At 46.7% G+C, this 15,138-nt stretch carries 12 protein-coding genes; 7 read left to right on the top strand and 5 right to left on the bottom strand.

Going from position 1 to position 15,138, the window contains the following annotated elements:
• Nucleotides 1-100 precede the first annotated feature (100 nt).
• Together H6G17_RS10590 and H6G17_RS10585 are read left to right on the top strand one after the other, a co-directional pair.
• Complete coding sequence (locus tag H6G17_RS10590; protein ID WP_192156861.1) at nucleotides 101-1,018, top strand: nuclear transport factor 2 family protein; 918 nt, start codon at nucleotides 101-103, stop codon at nucleotides 1,016-1,018.
• Nucleotides 1,019-1,117: 99 nt separating this feature from the next.
• Nucleotides 1,118-1,891, top strand: coding sequence for an SDR family oxidoreductase (locus tag H6G17_RS10585; protein ID WP_192156859.1), 774 nt, complete (start codon nucleotides 1,118-1,120; stop codon nucleotides 1,889-1,891).
• Nucleotides 1,892-1,938: 47 nt separating this feature from the next.
• Here the strand turns inward: H6G17_RS10585 and H6G17_RS10580 are convergent, their stop codons facing one another.
• Together H6G17_RS10580 and H6G17_RS10575 are read right to left on the bottom strand one after the other, a co-directional pair.
• Nucleotides 1,939-2,547, bottom strand: coding sequence for a hypothetical protein (locus H6G17_RS10580; protein ID WP_192156857.1), 609 nt, complete (start codon nucleotides 2,545-2,547; stop codon nucleotides 1,939-1,941).
• A 203-nt stretch (nucleotides 2,548-2,750) separates the two neighbouring features.
• A complete protein-coding gene (locus H6G17_RS10575; protein ID WP_192156855.1) occupies nucleotides 2,751-3,344 on the bottom strand; it encodes a thylakoid membrane photosystem I accumulation factor in 594 nt (197 codons plus the stop codon).
• 649 nt (nucleotides 3,345-3,993) lie between these two features.
• Here H6G17_RS10575 and H6G17_RS10570 point away from each other — a divergent pair.
• From H6G17_RS10570 to H6G17_RS10560, 3 genes are all read left to right on the top strand, one after another.
• Nucleotides 3,994-4,299 (top strand): metalloregulator ArsR/SmtB family transcription factor, encoded by a 306-nt coding sequence (locus tag H6G17_RS10570; protein WP_015154790.1) that lies wholly within the window; start codon nucleotides 3,994-3,996, stop codon nucleotides 4,297-4,299.
• Nucleotides 4,300-4,589: 290 nt separating this feature from the next.
• Nucleotides 4,590-5,924, top strand: coding sequence for an efflux RND transporter periplasmic adaptor subunit (locus H6G17_RS10565; RefSeq protein WP_192156853.1), 1,335 nt, complete (start codon nucleotides 4,590-4,592; stop codon nucleotides 5,922-5,924).
• Between the two features lie 114 nt (nucleotides 5,925-6,038).
• Nucleotides 6,039-9,242, top strand: a complete 3,204-nt coding sequence (locus H6G17_RS10560) for an efflux RND transporter permease subunit (protein WP_192156851.1) — start codon at nucleotides 6,039-6,041, stop codon at nucleotides 9,240-9,242.
• 68 nt (nucleotides 9,243-9,310) lie between these two features.
• Here H6G17_RS10560 and H6G17_RS10555 read toward each other — a convergent pair whose 3' ends face one another.
• Nucleotides 9,311-10,642 (bottom strand): aspartate aminotransferase family protein, encoded by a 1,332-nt coding sequence (locus tag H6G17_RS10555; RefSeq protein ID WP_192156849.1) that lies wholly within the window; start codon nucleotides 10,640-10,642, stop codon nucleotides 9,311-9,313.
• Nucleotides 10,643-10,748: 106 nt separating this feature from the next.
• Here H6G17_RS10555 and recR point away from each other — a divergent pair, with 106 nt between their 5' ends.
• Nucleotides 10,749-11,363, top strand: coding sequence for a recombination mediator RecR (gene recR / locus H6G17_RS10550; protein WP_192156926.1), 615 nt, complete (start codon nucleotides 10,749-10,751; stop codon nucleotides 11,361-11,363).
• A gap of 29 nt (nucleotides 11,364-11,392) precedes the next feature.
• Here recR and H6G17_RS10545 read toward each other — a convergent pair whose 3' ends face one another.
• Nucleotides 11,393-12,481: a substrate-binding domain-containing protein gene (locus H6G17_RS10545; RefSeq protein ID WP_192156847.1), complete on the bottom strand. Its 1,089-nt coding sequence runs from the start codon at nucleotides 12,479-12,481 to the stop codon at nucleotides 11,393-11,395.
• 148 nt (nucleotides 12,482-12,629) lie between these two features.
• Nucleotides 12,630-13,586, bottom strand: a complete 957-nt coding sequence (gene era / locus H6G17_RS10540) for a GTPase Era (protein WP_192156845.1) — start codon at nucleotides 13,584-13,586, stop codon at nucleotides 12,630-12,632.
• 255 nt (nucleotides 13,587-13,841) lie between these two features.
• Between era and H6G17_RS10535 the strand changes: the two genes are divergently transcribed.
• On the top strand, nucleotides 13,842-14,921 hold the full coding sequence (locus H6G17_RS10535) for an ATP-dependent 6-phosphofructokinase (protein WP_192156843.1): 1,080 nt from the start codon (nucleotides 13,842-13,844) through the stop codon (nucleotides 14,919-14,921).
• Nucleotides 14,922-15,138 lie beyond the last annotated feature (217 nt).

The raw sequence follows: 15,138 nt of genomic DNA, 5'->3' as shown, positions 1-15,138 counted from the left end.
TGTGTCTTCCCCATTCCCTTCTACCAAGTCAAGACACAGGTTAACCTAAGATAGAGCAAATGATGTCGTTATTAGTCATTGGTCATAATTGTGAATTCTAATGACAGCTAACTTGCTCAATCGGGAAACATTTAGGCGATCGCCAATGGGTAAAATCTTGAATTCTCTGCCTGCTTGCTTGTTAGTTCCAGTATTACTAACACTCTCTGTCATAGTCTCAAGCAACCGTACCGTTGCCCAAGCTCCAGTACAAACCCCGCCAGCATCCACCCCCACTAATGCGCCTCAGCCTCAGCCACCAGTACCGCTCAACGCACCCGCAGAACTGACAAACATAATTGCGCAAATTGATGCGGCTGCCAACCAACGCAACATGAATGAGGTATTAAAGTTTTATAGTCCCAATTTCACTCATTCCGATGGCTTAACGCGCCAAAGCATGACACAAGCTTTAACTGCCCTATGGAAGAGTTACCCACAGCTTAAGTATCAGACGCAACTGCAATCGTGGCAACCTCAAGGCAAGGCAATTATTGCAGAGACGGTGACTAAAATTACTGGTACGCAGCCGCAAGCGGTTGGTAATACGCTACTCGATGCCACCATTAGATCCAAACAGCGGTACGAGAACGGTCAAATCGTACAGCAGGAAATTCTTTCCGAGCAAAGTCAAATTAAAACTGGCGACAAACCGCCAACGGTAGAAGTCAAGCTACCTGAGCAGGTAAAACCCGGGCAGCAGTATAACTTTGATGCAGTCGTGCGAGAACCATTAGGTGACGATTATCTCCTCGGTGCGGCGCTTGAAGAACCAATCAGACCCGATAATTTTGCAAATCCGGCGCGGGTGGATCTAGAGTTACTGTCATCCGGCGGATTATTTAAAATCGGTCGCGCTCCCATCAAACCCGATCGCTACTGGGTTTCCGCCGTACTCATCCGAGGCGATGGCATGACACTAGTAACTCAGCGCCTTAATGTAGTCGGCAAAAATCCACCTGCGGCGCAGAAGCCATAGAAGAGAGCTGAGGGAGCTGAGGAAGAAAAACTGCTCCTGACTCCTGGCTCCTAAGGTTTGACTTTTAACTTTTAACTTTTGACTTTTTAACAAAGGAGTATGATTTCAGTCCGACATCAGATTGTATTAATTACGGGCGCAAGTAGTGGCATTGGTGAAGCAACAGCGCAAGTATTTGCTCAAGCTGGTGCTAAGTTGATTTTGGTAGCCCGTCGTCAAGAACGATTAGCACAATTGGCAGACGATCTCAATAAAGAATTTGCCAGCGATATACATACTATGCAGTTGGACGTGCGCGATCGCGCCAGTATAGAATCAGCTTTAGCTCAGTTGCCATCTGAATTCTCCGCGATCGACGTTTTAATTAACAATGCTGGTCTGAGTCGCGGTTTAGACAAGCTCTATCAAGGTAGTTACCAAGATTGGGAAGAAATGATCGATACCAATGTTAAAGGGTTACTTTACTTTACCCGCACGATCGTCCCAGGAATGGTAAGTCGCGGACGGGGACATGTTGTCAACCTCGGCTCGATCGCGGGACATCAAACTTATCCTAACGGTAATGTCTATTGTGCTACTAAAGCCGCCGTCAAAGCAATTTCTGAAGGCTTAAAACAAGACTTACTGGGGACTCCCATACGTGTTACATCTGTCGATCCTGGGATGGTAGAGACGGAATTCAGCCAAGTCCGATTTCATGGCGATACCGAACAAGCAAATAAAGTGTATCAGGGACTCAAACCCCTCATGCCGGAAGACGTAGCCGATGTCATTTTCTTCTGCGTCACGCGATCGCCTCACGTTAATATCAGCGAAGTTTTGATGATGCCCGTGGATCAATCTAGTTCGACTTTGTTTAATAGAAGGGGTTAGGGAGTTGTAGAGACGTTACATGTAACGTCTCTACAACCAGCGTACCATCAACAAATCGGTCGATTCCCCGGATTCACAGCATGAATGTACTCGCTACCAGAATCGGGCCAGCCGCGTTTGTAGGCTGCTTCTTGGGGTTGACCCCAACCCAGTTGCAAAATAATTTCGAGAAAATTTATATTTTCTGATTTCCATAGAGTCGCCCATTGGGTTCGATGCACGATCCTTTCGACATCAGCTGGCGTAATCTGTCGGTAGCCTTTGCCGTGATTGATACTCAGGTAAATATCCATTCCTGCCGTGACTTCTCGCCAAAACTCGGCGATCGCCGTCTTATAATCTTTCAAAATCTCTAAATCTTCAGGTACAGCGATCAAGTGGGCATCAACTTCAGGATATGCGATTGTTTTACCTTTAACCGTCATCTGTCGCCAGATAATGCCAGATACGCCATGTTCTATTTGGTAACAATGTACTGCTGCCTTAAAGTCTTGATAGGCAGTAAATTTTTGCAAGCCTTCGGGTTTGAGATACTTGTCGATCGCAATATTACCAGAAGGCTGCGCCGCCAAGTTGAGCCTTTGTCCCTGGAGACAGGCTTGGCGTTCGGCTGCCAAAATCTCAATTAGCTCCTGTGTAGTGTAGGCTTTTGTCATTAACTAGTGGCTAGTGGCTAGTGGCTGGTGGCTAGTGAAACCAGTGACTAGTTGGGGCTATTGCCGATCATTTTGCCTAAAAATTGTCCTTTTGTCTGCGCATCTGCAATACATTTTGAACCGATTGTCATTAGGCAAGAGGCAAGAGGCAAGAAGGTTTTTGACTTACGACTTACGACTTCTCCTCTGCTCTCTTCCCTTCTCTATTCCGTCACTTCAGAACTAAATTCATTGAAAGAGCGGCGTTTCAACTCAGATGATTCGGTACGGGGTAATAAGTCAAATACTTCTCGCAGGGTGTCATCTACTCGTTCGTAAGGAACTTGTCCTGTTTCATTCAGGACGACTTTACCCGCTTTGTCGAATATAATAACTTGCGGAACTGCACCCTTGTAGTAATAGCCAGGTTCGGTGGGCTTGTAGGTCAATTCCGGTAAAATGGTGTCTACATTGACGGGAATGATATCTGTTGCCCGACCATAGAAGGCTTGCATCCGCGATACTGCTGAAGCATACTGCTTACAATCGCTGCAATCGTCTAAGTACAACACCAGCAGCGTGGCGCGATCGCTTGCTGCCATAGATTTTTCTAACGTTGTTTTTGGTGGTACTAGTGAGGCATTTCCACCATACAACACAAAAACGTTCCCCTCATAATTGTCGTCGTTGATTCCTGCTAGGGCAGAGGGTATTCCCAAGCAGTACGAAAATACGACGAATAGTAATAACAACTTAGTCAACAATCGTCTCCATCGACGTGTCGCGTTTGGAGGTGACTGGAGCTGAAAAAAATTCATTGCAGCAAACCTTAGATTTGAGCCAATAGTCCACATCTACCATTAGACTATTTTTTTGCTGTTGGTTGGTGGTTGACGGTAAGAGAGTGATACGTAGTGGGTGAAGAAAGGGTGTGGGGGAGCCAGTGCGGTGCGGGAGGTCGGTGCGTTGCGGGGGTTCCCCCCGTTGTAACAACCGACCGTAGGGGTTCCCCCGTTGTAGCAACTGGCGTTGTGGGGTGTAGGGTGTAGTGAGAGAATTGATGTTAATTTTGTTAACTACATCTATCTTAAGTCGGAAATCAGAATCGGTAATTTTGATTTAATCTATATAAGGAGAAGCAGAAGCTAAAAATTCTGTCTTAGAAATAGAAATTGGAGGTTTGAAATCGCAAAAATCTGAAAAAGGTGTAGATTCGCGATCGTTCGTTCAATCTGGGTGCTAGCGGTTGACAGGAGCAGTTAATCGATGTATATCAATATATAAATGACATAGTTATTTAGACAGGGTTATTTATACATAGTGACTGAAACTATGTTACTGAAACTATAGGTATTAAAACTATGAGTTATTGAAACTATAGTTATTCAGGCATAGTGATTAAGGCTATGTTATTGAAACTATGTATTAGGTTGCGTCGATTGGTTGAGTAACTAGGAAATATTTCAAATGGACGCAGCCCAATTTCAGCAAGTGGCAAAAGCTCTGGCAGAGCCACGACGATTGGAAATTCTAACAGCGATCGCTACCCATGATGAGCTATCTTGCCGAGAAATAGTCGAGCAGTTTCCTGTATCGCAAGCAACAGTTTCTCATCACATTAAGGAGTTAGTTAAAGTCGGTTTGATCGAAACTAGGCGTGCAGGGCAATACTGCTATTACAGTTTTCGTGCGGAAGTTTTGTCAATTTATATTACTCAGTTACAGCAACTTTTGACAATAAACATTCAACAAAAATCGCCGGAACGAATTTAAGTGACTTGAATTGGGGACAACTAATAATTTCATTCGCGGATAGAAGGGAATTTAAACCTATTACGAATATAACTTTCACCGAAATTACAGGAGTCACCACTTAAGTAATCAAACCGCTAACTGACAACTTTTTGTACAGACGTTACATGTAACTGATAACTGTAGAGTTTGGTATTAGCCGATGAATTATTACACAAAGGTGAGGCAATAAGCCAAAATTACAATTTTCTGAAGAAAATTTCTGACTCTTCGTTAGTCGAACCTTTTATTTAGCAAGCTTTCTATTCAATATGGAATCATCAGAACCTAAAGCATCCGTAGCGGATGAGAGAAAACAAGTCCAAGACAGACCCCCAGGTAAACGCAAGCCGTGGATGTGGTTACTAGTCGGTCTAATCGCCATTGGTGGCGGAGTTGGACTGTGGTACTTACTCGCACCCAAAAATCAAAACGCCAATTCAGCCGCACAGCAGCAACCGCCAACTAAGGTGAGGCTAGCCACCCTAGAATCAGGAGCAGTCAGCGAAAGTAGCGAGTATATTGCCAATTTAGAATCGCGACGATCCGTGACTTTACAGCCGAGAATTGAAGGGCAAGTCTCTCGTATTTTCGTTCGTCCAGGCGATCGCGTCAATCGGGGAGCGAACCTGATTCAAATCGATCCAGAAGAACAACAAGCAGCCGTCAGGAGTTCTAGCGCCGCGATCGCAGCTGCCGAAGCAGAAGTGGCAAATGCCGAAGCAACCCTGAGTTCCTTGCAAGCAGAACGCCTTTCCAACTTGTCGAATGTTAGATTCAACGAGAAAGAATACAAGAGATATTCTGACCTTGCCGACCAGGGAGCGGTAGCGCGATCGGTTGCGGACGATTATACCAACAGAATTGCTACGGCAAAAGCCGAACTCAATGCGATCGACAAACGCATTGCCGCTCAAAAAGCTACCGTAGCTCAACAGGAAAAAGCCTTGGCAGAAGCAAGAGCGAATACCCAAGGACAGGAAGCGCAACTGAAATACTACACGATTACCGCACCCTTTGTGGGTACAGTGGGGCGAATTCCGGTTAAAGAGGGGGATTTTGTGAACACATCAACCCAACTCACGAGCGTCACCGAAAACCAACCCCTAGAAGTCAATATCTCCGTACCCATCGAACGAGGACCAGAACTACGTCAGGGAATGCCAGTCGAGCTGCTTGACGGACAAGGCAAGCGTGTAGGGATGAGCAAGGTCTTTTTCATTGCCCCTAACACCGCTACTAATACCCAATCCGTACTCGTCAAATCTCTATTTGAAAACTCCCAAAATCAACTGCGTGCCGACCAATATGTAAGAGCGAGAGTCATTTGGAATCAACGCCAAGGCATTCTCGTTCCCACAACGGCGATTAACCGGATTGGCGGGCAAAACTTCGTCTATGTAGCAGAATCAGCACCACAACAACAGCAGTCTCAACAGGCACAATCGGGACAACCCCAGTTGATAGCACGGCAAAAACCCGTGAAATTAGGCAGCATTCAAGGTAACAATTACCAAGTTCTCGAAGGACTAAAACCTGGAGAGCGAATTATCACTTCAGGGCTGCTTAACCTCAGAGACGGCGCACCGATCGCACCAGAATCTTAAGGATATAAGGGAGTCAATGGTCAATAGTTAATGGTCAATGGTTAATAGCAATCAACCATTAACTATTAACTATGAACCACTCCCTACTCCCTACTCCCTACTCCCTACTCCCTCATGTTTGTTGACTTTTTTATCAAGCGACCAGTTTTTACAAGCGTCTGCGCCATCATTATTTTGCTGGTGGGGGCGATTAGTATTCCTACTCTACCCGCCGCTCAGTATCCCGAAATTGCACCACCTCAAGTGCAAGTCACTGCTAACTACGTTGGTGCAAGTGCAGAAGTCGTAGAAGATACAGTAACAACCATAATCGAACGGGAAATCAACGGCGTTGATGGAATGAGATACATCAACTCCAGTAGCGCCAACGACGGTACGAGTACGATTACAGTTACGTTTGAAGCAGGACGGGATCTCGATATTGCTGCTGTAGACGTGCAAAATCGCGTTTCCATTGCCGAACCGCAGTTGCCGCAGGAAGTGCGTCAAGTCGGTGTAACGGTGACAAAGCAGACCAACAACCTGCTGTTGGGCATGGGTATATTCTCGCCTAACAAACAATATGACAACGTTTTCTTGAGCAACTACGTCGATCTTTATATGGTCGATGCCTTGCAACGAGTCAAGGGCGTGAGCGAGGCGCGAATTTTTGGCGAACGTCGCTATGCTATGCGCCTGTGGCTAGATCCCGATAAACTCGCCAGCCGCAATTTAGCTGCACAAGATGTTGTCGATGCCGTCGAAGAACAAAACTTGCAAGTAGGCGCGGGGCAAATCGGTCAGCCGCCTACAGAAGACGGACAGCAATATCAAATTGACTTGCGGGCTGTGGGTAGACTTGTTGACGTGTCTCAATTTGAAGACATGGTAATCTCGACCGCACCAGACGGAACCCTAATTAAATTGAGCGATGTGGGGCGGGTAGAACTGGGGGCGCAAAACTACAGTTCGTTCCTGCGGTATCGGGGTCAAGAGGCGGTAGGGATCGGGATCTTTCCGATTCCAGGTAGTAACGATTTGGAGGTGGCGCGAAATGTTAAAGCCGAAATGGAACGGCTATCTCAACAATTTCCGCCAGGGATGGAATATCAGGTAGCCTATGACACGACCTTATTTGTAGAAGAGTCCCTCAAAGAAGTCATTATTACCCTGCTCATGTCTGTGGCGCTGGTAATTGCGGTGATTTACCTGTTCTTGCAGGACTGGCGCACGACTTTGATTCCGGTTGTGACAATTCCTCTAGCTTTGATTGGCACGTTTGCTTTTGTTAAAGCGTTCAATTTCTCGATTAACTCCTTGACGTTGTTCGGTTTAACCCTTGCTACAGGGATGGTAGTAGACGATGCGATCGTTGTTGTGGAAGATATCTCTCGTTTGATTCAAGATGAGGGAATGCCCCCACGTCAAGCTGCATCAGAAGCGATGCACGAATTGTTTGGGGCAGTCATTGCGACTTCATTGGTACTGATGGCGGTGTTTGTCCCCGTCGCCTTTTTCCCCGGAGCCACGGGACAAATTTACAGGCAATTCGCGCTGACGATCGCCTTCTCAATTACAATTTCTACCTTCTTGGCGCTTACCCTCACGCCTTCGCTGGCAGGCTTGTTGCTGCGACAAAAACCACCTGCACGGGGTCCTATTGCTTGGGTGTTTGGTAAGTTTAATCGCTTCCTTGATTGGACGCGCCACAAGTACGAGCGATCGCTCAATTTCCTAACGCGGATCAAACCGATTGTTTTGGGAATATTTGTCGTCTTCTTGGGACTAACGGCATGGTTGTATCAAATCGTTCCGACCGGATTTTTACCCGATGAAGACCAAGGTTATTTCATTACCCTAATTCAAGGACCCGAAGGAGCTTCACTGAACTACACTAGCGACGTGATGCGAAAGGTAGAAACAGAGTATCTAAAACTACCAGAAGTGCGAGGAACTTTCGCCGTTGGTGGTTTTGGGATCGGCGGTACGGGTAATACTGCTAACAGAGGGGCAATTTTTACCACGCTTAAACCTTGGGGCGAACGCTCTGGTGAAGGTCAATCGGCAGAAGGTTTGATTAATCGGATGCGCGGTGTTGTTTCCCAATTTCCCGAAGCCAGAATTCTACCAGTAAATCCGCCCGCAATTCGCGGTTTGGGTAGCGTTAGTGGTTTCCAATATCAACTGCAAGACCGTCAGGGAAATATCCCCCTCAACGATCTTGTCGGCGTGATGCAGCAATTGATGCAACGCGGAAATCAAACCCCTGGATTGTCAGCCGTATTTAGTACTTTTGGGGCAAATGCGCCGCAAATGGAAATTGAAATCGATCGCAACAAAGCCAAAGCCTTACAAGTTGATGTAGACGAAATTTTAAATACCCTGCAAACATACATGGGTTCGCGCTACGTCAACGATTTCAACCTGCAACGACGGACTTATCGCGTCTACGTCCAAGCCGACAAGCAGTTTCGCTCGAATCCAGAGGATATTGGTAAATTATACGTGCGATCGAATCAAGACGATCCCGACCAGCGGCAGATGATTCCACTGAGCAATCTGGTAAAAGTCACCCCGACTACTGGAGCGCAGTCAATTACACACTATAACCTCTTCCGCTCGATCGAACTTAACGGTTCTTCTGCTCCTGGCTATAGTACTGGACAAGCGATGGATGCGATGGCAAAACTGTCAGAAGAGATTCTCCCAGCTAGCATGGGTTATGAGTGGTCGGGGATTTCCTTAGACGAGACAGAATCGGGCGGTCAAGCACCGATTATCTTTGCTTTAGGTTTGGTCTTCGTATTCTTAGTCCTAGCAGCACAATACGAGAATTACGTCGATCCTTTAATCATCATGCTGGCGGTTCCCTTAGCAATTTTCGGAGCGTTGTTAGCTCAGAATATGCGGGGTTTACCAAATGATGTTTACTGTCAGGTTGGTTTGGTAATGTTGATCGGATTGGCAAGTAAAAACTCAATTCTGATTGTAGAATTTGCCAACCAATTGCGCGATCGCGGGCTTTCGATTACTAGAGCTGCGATTCAAGCTTCCCAAGAACGCTTGCGACCAATTTTGATGACGGCTCTTTCGACCTTATTAGGGATTTTCCCCTTAGTCATTGCCGTGGGTGCGGGGGCAAAAAGTCGTCAAGCACTCGGTACGGCAGTATTCGGCGGCATGTTCGTGGCAACGTTCTTGAGTTTGTTCGTCGTGCCAGTACTGTACATTGTTATCAGTAATTTGCGCGATCGCTTCCAATCTCGTCGTCCACCTCAGCCACCCCAGCAGTTGGAACCCAGCGATACAGATGTCAGAGTCGCGTCTGAAAGCCGATAAATTTACGACTGATTAATTTACGAAAATCCGTAGGGGCGCACAGCTGTGCGCCCCTACAGTTTGTTGATTCATGCTAGCTGTTTCAACACATCCGTTACCACGCCAAACAATTCATCGATTTGCTGCTTCTCAATAATTAGCGGCGGTGACAGGGCAATATTATCTCCCGCTGCTCTGACTAATGCTCCTTGCTGATAGCATTTGACAAAAGTTTCATATCCCCTTGCTCCTGGTTTGCCTGGAATTGATTCTAGTTCGATCGCTCCTACCAATCCCAAATTGCGTAAATCGATAACATGTGGTAAGCCACGTAAACTGTGGACGGCATCTTCCCAGTAATCCGCAATTTCTGATACGCGAGTCAGCAATCCTTCTTGTCTGTATATATCTAATGTAGCCATAGACGCAGCACAGGCGACGGGATGACCGGAGTAGGTGTAGCCGTGGAAAAATTCAATTCCGTTTTCTATTCCCTCAATAAAGGTTTGGTAGATTTCCTCGCGCACGAATACCGCTCCCATCGGCACAGTCGCGTTGGTAATTCCTTTCGCCACCGTAATTATGTCTGGTATGACTCCAAAATAATCGGCAGCAAATGGCTTCCCCAAACGCCCAAAACCCGTAATCACTTCATCAAAAATCAGTAAAATGCCGTGTTTATCGCAAATTTGGCGCAGTTTTTGTAAATAACCAATTGGTGGCAGCAAAACTCCCGTCGATCCTGCAACTGGTTCGACAATAACAGCAGCGATGGTTGAGGCATCGTGTAACGTTACCAGTCGCTCTAACTCGTTAGCTAAATGTTCGCCCCACTTAGGTTGTCCGCGAGTAAAGGCGTTATGTTCTAAATTATGAGTGTGGGATAAATGATCGATTCCAGTTACGATGTTGCCGAATAACTTGCGGTTTGCTCCCGTACCTCCCACCGCCGTACCGCCAAAATTTACCCCGTGATAGCCGCGTTCTCTACCAATTAGTCTTTGCCGCGCCCCTTGACCTTTAAGCCGATGATAGGCGATCGCAATTTTCAAAGCCGTATCGACAGATTCCGAACCAGAATTCGTAAAAAAGACGCGATTCAAATCTCTAGGTAAAAGTTCTACCAACCGTGTCGCCAATTCAAACGGTGCTGGATGTCCCATCTGAAACGTCGGAGCAAAATCCAACTGCATCACCTGTTTTTGTACCGCATCGGCAATTTCTCGGCGACCGTGACCCGCATTGACGCACCATAACCCCGCCGTACCATCAATTATCTGCCGTCCGTCAGATGTGGTGTAATACATCCCCTCAGCCGCCACTAACAAACGGGGACTAGCCTTAAACTGACGGTTAGCTGTAAACGGCATCCAAAAGGCATCTAGATCGCTGCTGGGAAGATTAGTAGTTGCTAATTCCATAAATTTAACTGGGGGGCTGAAAGCTCATTTACATCTTAAATCGTGTTGGTCATTGGTCATTTGTCCCGACTCCCGACTCCCGACTCCCTGTTAAAATAAAGAAGCGATCGCAGGAGATAAGACCACGGTTTACGCACGTCCTTTGGCTCGTTTGATCGAGCAGTTGCAGCGCTTGCCAGGAGTAGGTCCCAAGACCGCTCAGCGCCTTGCTTTACACATTTTGAAACGTCCAGAAGCAGAAGTTCAAGCCTTAGCACAGGCTTTATTAGAAGCCAAGCAACAAGTGGGTTTGTGCAAAGTTTGCTTTCATTTATCGGCGGAACCCGTTTGCGAAATCTGCCGTAACTCTAACCGAGATAACAACACAATTTGCGTTGTGGCTGACTCCCGCGACGTGATTGCTCTGGAAAAAACTAGAGAATATCACGGCAAGTATCACGTTTTGGGGGGAGTGATTTCGCCGATGGATGGCATCGGACCCGAACAGCTAACAGTTCAATCACTGGTACAACGGGTAAGTCAACAACAACCCAAGGAAGCGATTTTAGCCATTGGTCCTAGCGTGGAAGGAGAGACGACAACGCTGTATGTCGGTCAACTCCTCAAACCATTCACCAAAGTGACGCGGATTGCCTTTGGTTTACCCGTGGGTGGCGATTTAGAATACGCTGACGAGGTGACGTTAGCAAGAGCTTTAGAAGGACGGCGGGAACTGGATTAGGGAATACGGAATACGGAATTAAAGATTTGTTAGTTAGTTGGTTTGTTTTGTGCAGTAGAGGCTGCTGCTTGCACGAAGCCAGCTTGGCGGATGGCTTGTTGTCCTTGGTCAGAAAGGAGGAGTTTGGTGTAAGCCTCTCCTGCTTGTTGCGCCCTACCTCCATCTTGCTTGACGATCGCGTATAAATTACGAGTTAGGGGGTAGCTGCCATCTGCAAAAGCTGCTAAGTTTGGTTGATGACGCTGAGTGGGACACCACTGGGATAGCGGTTCGCGATAGGGAGCGACGAAGCGATCGCTATTCTCTCCCAAGGGAATTGGCTTGACCCCGCATTGATGCACGACCGCACGGGCAGAAGCATAATAGATTGCACCTGGAGTCTGATTAACTAAACGCAAGGCGGCTGTTGTGGAGTTGACAGAGCGCACGTTGGCTCCAAAAGCTTGCTCTGAGGTAGAAAAGATTGCCACAGGACTACCATCTTGAGGATGACGAGTGTATGGAACAATTGGTAAGTTTTCCCCACCTAACTGACTCCAGTTGGTAATTTTGCCTTGATAAATTTGCTGCAACTGCTCTACGGTTAAACCAGAGATTTGCAAAGAGGGATGAACGACGGCGGCGATCCCATCCATCGCAATTGGAATTTCTGCCAGTCTCAATCCTTGCTTTTGTGCCAGTGCTTTTTCTGCTGCTGTTAGCGGACGAGAGGAGTGGGCAAAATCTAATTTCCCGTCGAGCAGCATCTGTATTCCCATACTAGAACTCAAATTACCATTACGCGGCTGGATATAGCGCAATTGAAGTTCTGGGCGTGCTTGCTGAATCTGAGCGTCAACCACTTGGCGGATTGGTATCCATGCAGCACTACCACCATAGTTAAACGTACCTGATGGTACGCCTGTCATGCGATCGTAGGTAGAACCATTTGTTGTTGCTACTGGATTTTCTGAAGTTTGATTTGTAGCAGTAGCGCTGCTCCACAATTGAGGTTTTAGCCACCACAACAAACCACCAATAACCAGCAAGGTCAGAACTTTGCCAATAATTAATCCTTTAATTAACAGGACGACATCTTTATTTTTCTTGAGTGAAGTTCGATGAGATTTTTCAACCATTTTTTAGTTATCGAGGGAGTAGGGAGCAATTTCAATTCACAATAGACGCTGCGTTACACTTTGTGAACGCAATTCGCAATTAAGTCACGCACCACGCGCCACTCAATTACCAATTACCAACTACCCATTACCCATTACCCATTACCAACTATTCTTCTATTTTGTAACCAAATTCTGATAGTCTGAGCCGAGATTGTCGCCATTTTGGTTGTACTTTTACAAATAGTTCTAAATAAACTTTTCCCGCGATTAGCTTTTGAATTTGTTCGCGAGCAGCGCTACCGATCGCTTTGAGCATTGCTCCCCCCTTACCGATCAGAATTCCTTTTTGAGAATCTCGCTCGATATGAATAGTCGCAAATACACGGGTAATATTAGGAGCTTCCTCTACTTTGTCAATAGTAATTGCTACCGAGTGAGGAACTTCATCCCGTGTTAGCAATAAAATTTGCTCGCGAATTAATTCTCCCATAATAAAACGTTCTGGCTGGTCTGTAACTAAGTCGGGAGGATAATAATAAGGACCAGGCTCCAAACATTCTACAATTGCCTGTTGCAATGCTTCTAAGCCCTCACCATTGAGAGCTGAAAATTTTAGCATCTGCCATTGGTAAGATTTAGCTATTTCTTGGTAAGAACGATCCCAATCTTCAGTATTAGTCGATCGCCGGTCGATTTTGTTCAGCCCTAGAACTACAGGGGTTTGTGTCTGAGTTAGCAACTCGATAATAAAGCGATCGCCTCCCCCAGCAACTTGAGAACCATCGACCACAAACAAGACTACATCGACAGAATCAATCGCAATCTGAGCATTCTTGACTAACACTTCTCCCAACTGATGATGGGGTTTATGAATTCCTGGCGTATCGACAAAAATAAATTGAGCTGCGGGTGTGGTTAAAATTCCTCGCAAGCGGTTGCGCGTTGTCTGCGCGACTGGAGAAGTAATTGCAATTTTTTGCCCCACAAGTTGATTCATCAACGTCGATTTACCAACATTAGGACGACCAATAATCCCAATAAAGCCTGATTTATAACCAGGCGGGGCTTGGGGAATAGTTAATGCATCCGAAAAATCAAAAGAATCGTTATCTGAATTAATCACTGCGTAGAACTAGCTGAATATTGCAAAAAATAAAGAAATCTAAAATCAAATTGTAATTAAGATCGATGCTACCTGTTTCAGTCTAATGTACTGCTTTGGTAGAGTGGCGCGTGTTGATGCGGGTGTGGGGTGTAGGGTGTGGTGCGTGAGAAGAGGCGAGAGGCGAGAGATTTCGCCCTCAGCTCCCTCAACTCTCTTTTCCCTACTCCCTGCTCCCTGCTCCCTACTCCCTGTTAACTGATAACTGATAACTGAATGAAAAGAATTGGAATTTTGACCAGTGGTGGAGATTGTGCGGGTTTGAATGCCGCGATTCGTGCCGTGGTGCATCGCGCTGTCGGTACTTATGGCTGGGAGGTATTTGGAATTCGACAAGCCACTTTAGGATTGATGGCTCAACCACCACAAGCGATCGCCTTAGAAATTGACAAAGTTGATGGATTGCTCGTAGCTGGTGGGACAATTTTAGGAACGACCAATAAAGGCGATCCTTTTGCTTTTCCGATGCCAGACGGAACCATCCGCGATCGCTCGGAAGACATTATCGCAGGCTACCACCAATTAGGCTTGGATGCCATGATTGGCATTGGTGGCGACGGTAGTATGGCGATTTTACGTCGCCTTGCCCAACAAGGAAATCTCAACCTGGTGGCAATTCCTAAAACAATTGACAATGATGTCGGCGTAACCGAACTTTCAATCGGTTTTGATACTGCCGTAAGTATCGCTACTGAAGCTTTAGATCGGTTGCATTTTACGGCTGCCAGTCATTCCCGCGTGATGATTTTAGAAGTTATGGGACGCGATGCGGGACATATCGCCATCAGTGCGGGGATTGCTGGTGGTGCTGATGTGATTTTAGTCCCAGAAATTCCTTACACTGTCGAGCGCGTCTGTTACACGATTAAGGAAAGACAAGAACAGGGGAAAAATTATTCTCTCGTCGTCGTATCGGAAGCGGTGCGGACGGAAACAGGTGTATGTGTCATGTCCACGGATCGCTTGGGACAATGTCGCTATGGTGGCATCGGTCAATATTTAGCTGACGAAATTTGCACTCGGATTGGAGCAGAAACGCGAGTCACAGTACTAGGACACGTTCAACGAGGTGGTACGCCGTCACCACTAGAACGGGTAATTGCCTCTGCTTTTGGTGTTGCGGCTGTCGATTTGATCGCCGAAGCACAGTACGACCACATGGTAACGTGGCAAAAACGGCAAGTTGTCAGCGTTCCCATTCCCGAGGCGATCGCCCAATACCGCGCAGTCAATCCTCACGGTACGCTGGTCAAAACTGCCCGTGGCTTGGGTATTTGTTTAGGTGACGAGCGTTGAGTAGGGCGCAGGGAGTAGGGAGCGCGCGAGCAGGGGAAGAAAGCAGAGGAGCTTCAGGGGCTTCAGGGGCTTCAGGAGCAGGGGAGCAACTACTAATTACCAATTACCAGATACCATCACTGCTGACTTCTGACTTGCGACTGTAGACGGTTCAAAAACTGGTATCTACTGAGTCTCTTCTCACCTAAAATTTAGAATGGTAAGAATTAGTAGTTGA

It is taken from the genome of Chroococcidiopsis sp. [FACHB-1243] (genome assembly GCF_014696895.1).
Lineage (GTDB): Bacteria > Cyanobacteriota > Cyanobacteriia > Cyanobacteriales > Chroococcidiopsidaceae > Chroococcidiopsis.
The sequence above is the reverse complement of the archived record's forward strand: the minus strand, read 5'-3'. Positions and strand labels throughout refer to the sequence as shown.

What these genes read in the sequence shown, in the direction of transcription:
- H6G17_RS10585 (WP_192156859.1), top strand. Translation starts at nt 1,118, where the DNA reads ATGATTTCAGTCCGACATCAGATTGTATTAATTACGGGCGCAAGTAGT.
- H6G17_RS10570 (WP_015154790.1), top strand. Translation starts at nt 3,994, where the DNA reads ATGGACGCAGCCCAATTTCAGCAAGTGGCAAAAGCTCTGGCAGAGCCA.
- H6G17_RS10560 (WP_192156851.1), top strand. Translation starts at nt 6,039, where the DNA reads ATGTTTGTTGACTTTTTTATCAAGCGACCAGTTTTTACAAGCGTCTGC.
- H6G17_RS10580 (WP_192156857.1), bottom strand. Translation starts at nt 2,547, where the DNA reads ATGACAAAAGCCTACACTACACAGGAGCTAATTGAGATTTTGGCAGCC.
- H6G17_RS10535 (WP_192156843.1), top strand. Translation starts at nt 13,842, where the DNA reads ATGAAAAGAATTGGAATTTTGACCAGTGGTGGAGATTGTGCGGGTTTG.
- H6G17_RS10555 (WP_192156849.1), bottom strand. Translation starts at nt 10,642, where the DNA reads ATGGAATTAGCAACTACTAATCTTCCCAGCAGCGATCTAGATGCCTTT.
- H6G17_RS10590 (WP_192156861.1), top strand. Translation starts at nt 101, where the DNA reads ATGACAGCTAACTTGCTCAATCGGGAAACATTTAGGCGATCGCCAATG.
- H6G17_RS10575 (WP_192156855.1), bottom strand. Translation starts at nt 3,344, where the DNA reads ATGAATTTTTTTCAGCTCCAGTCACCTCCAAACGCGACACGTCGATGG.
- H6G17_RS10565 (WP_192156853.1), top strand. Translation starts at nt 4,590, where the DNA reads ATGGAATCATCAGAACCTAAAGCATCCGTAGCGGATGAGAGAAAACAA.
- H6G17_RS10545 (WP_192156847.1), bottom strand. Translation starts at nt 12,481, where the DNA reads ATGGTTGAAAAATCTCATCGAACTTCACTCAAGAAAAATAAAGATGTC.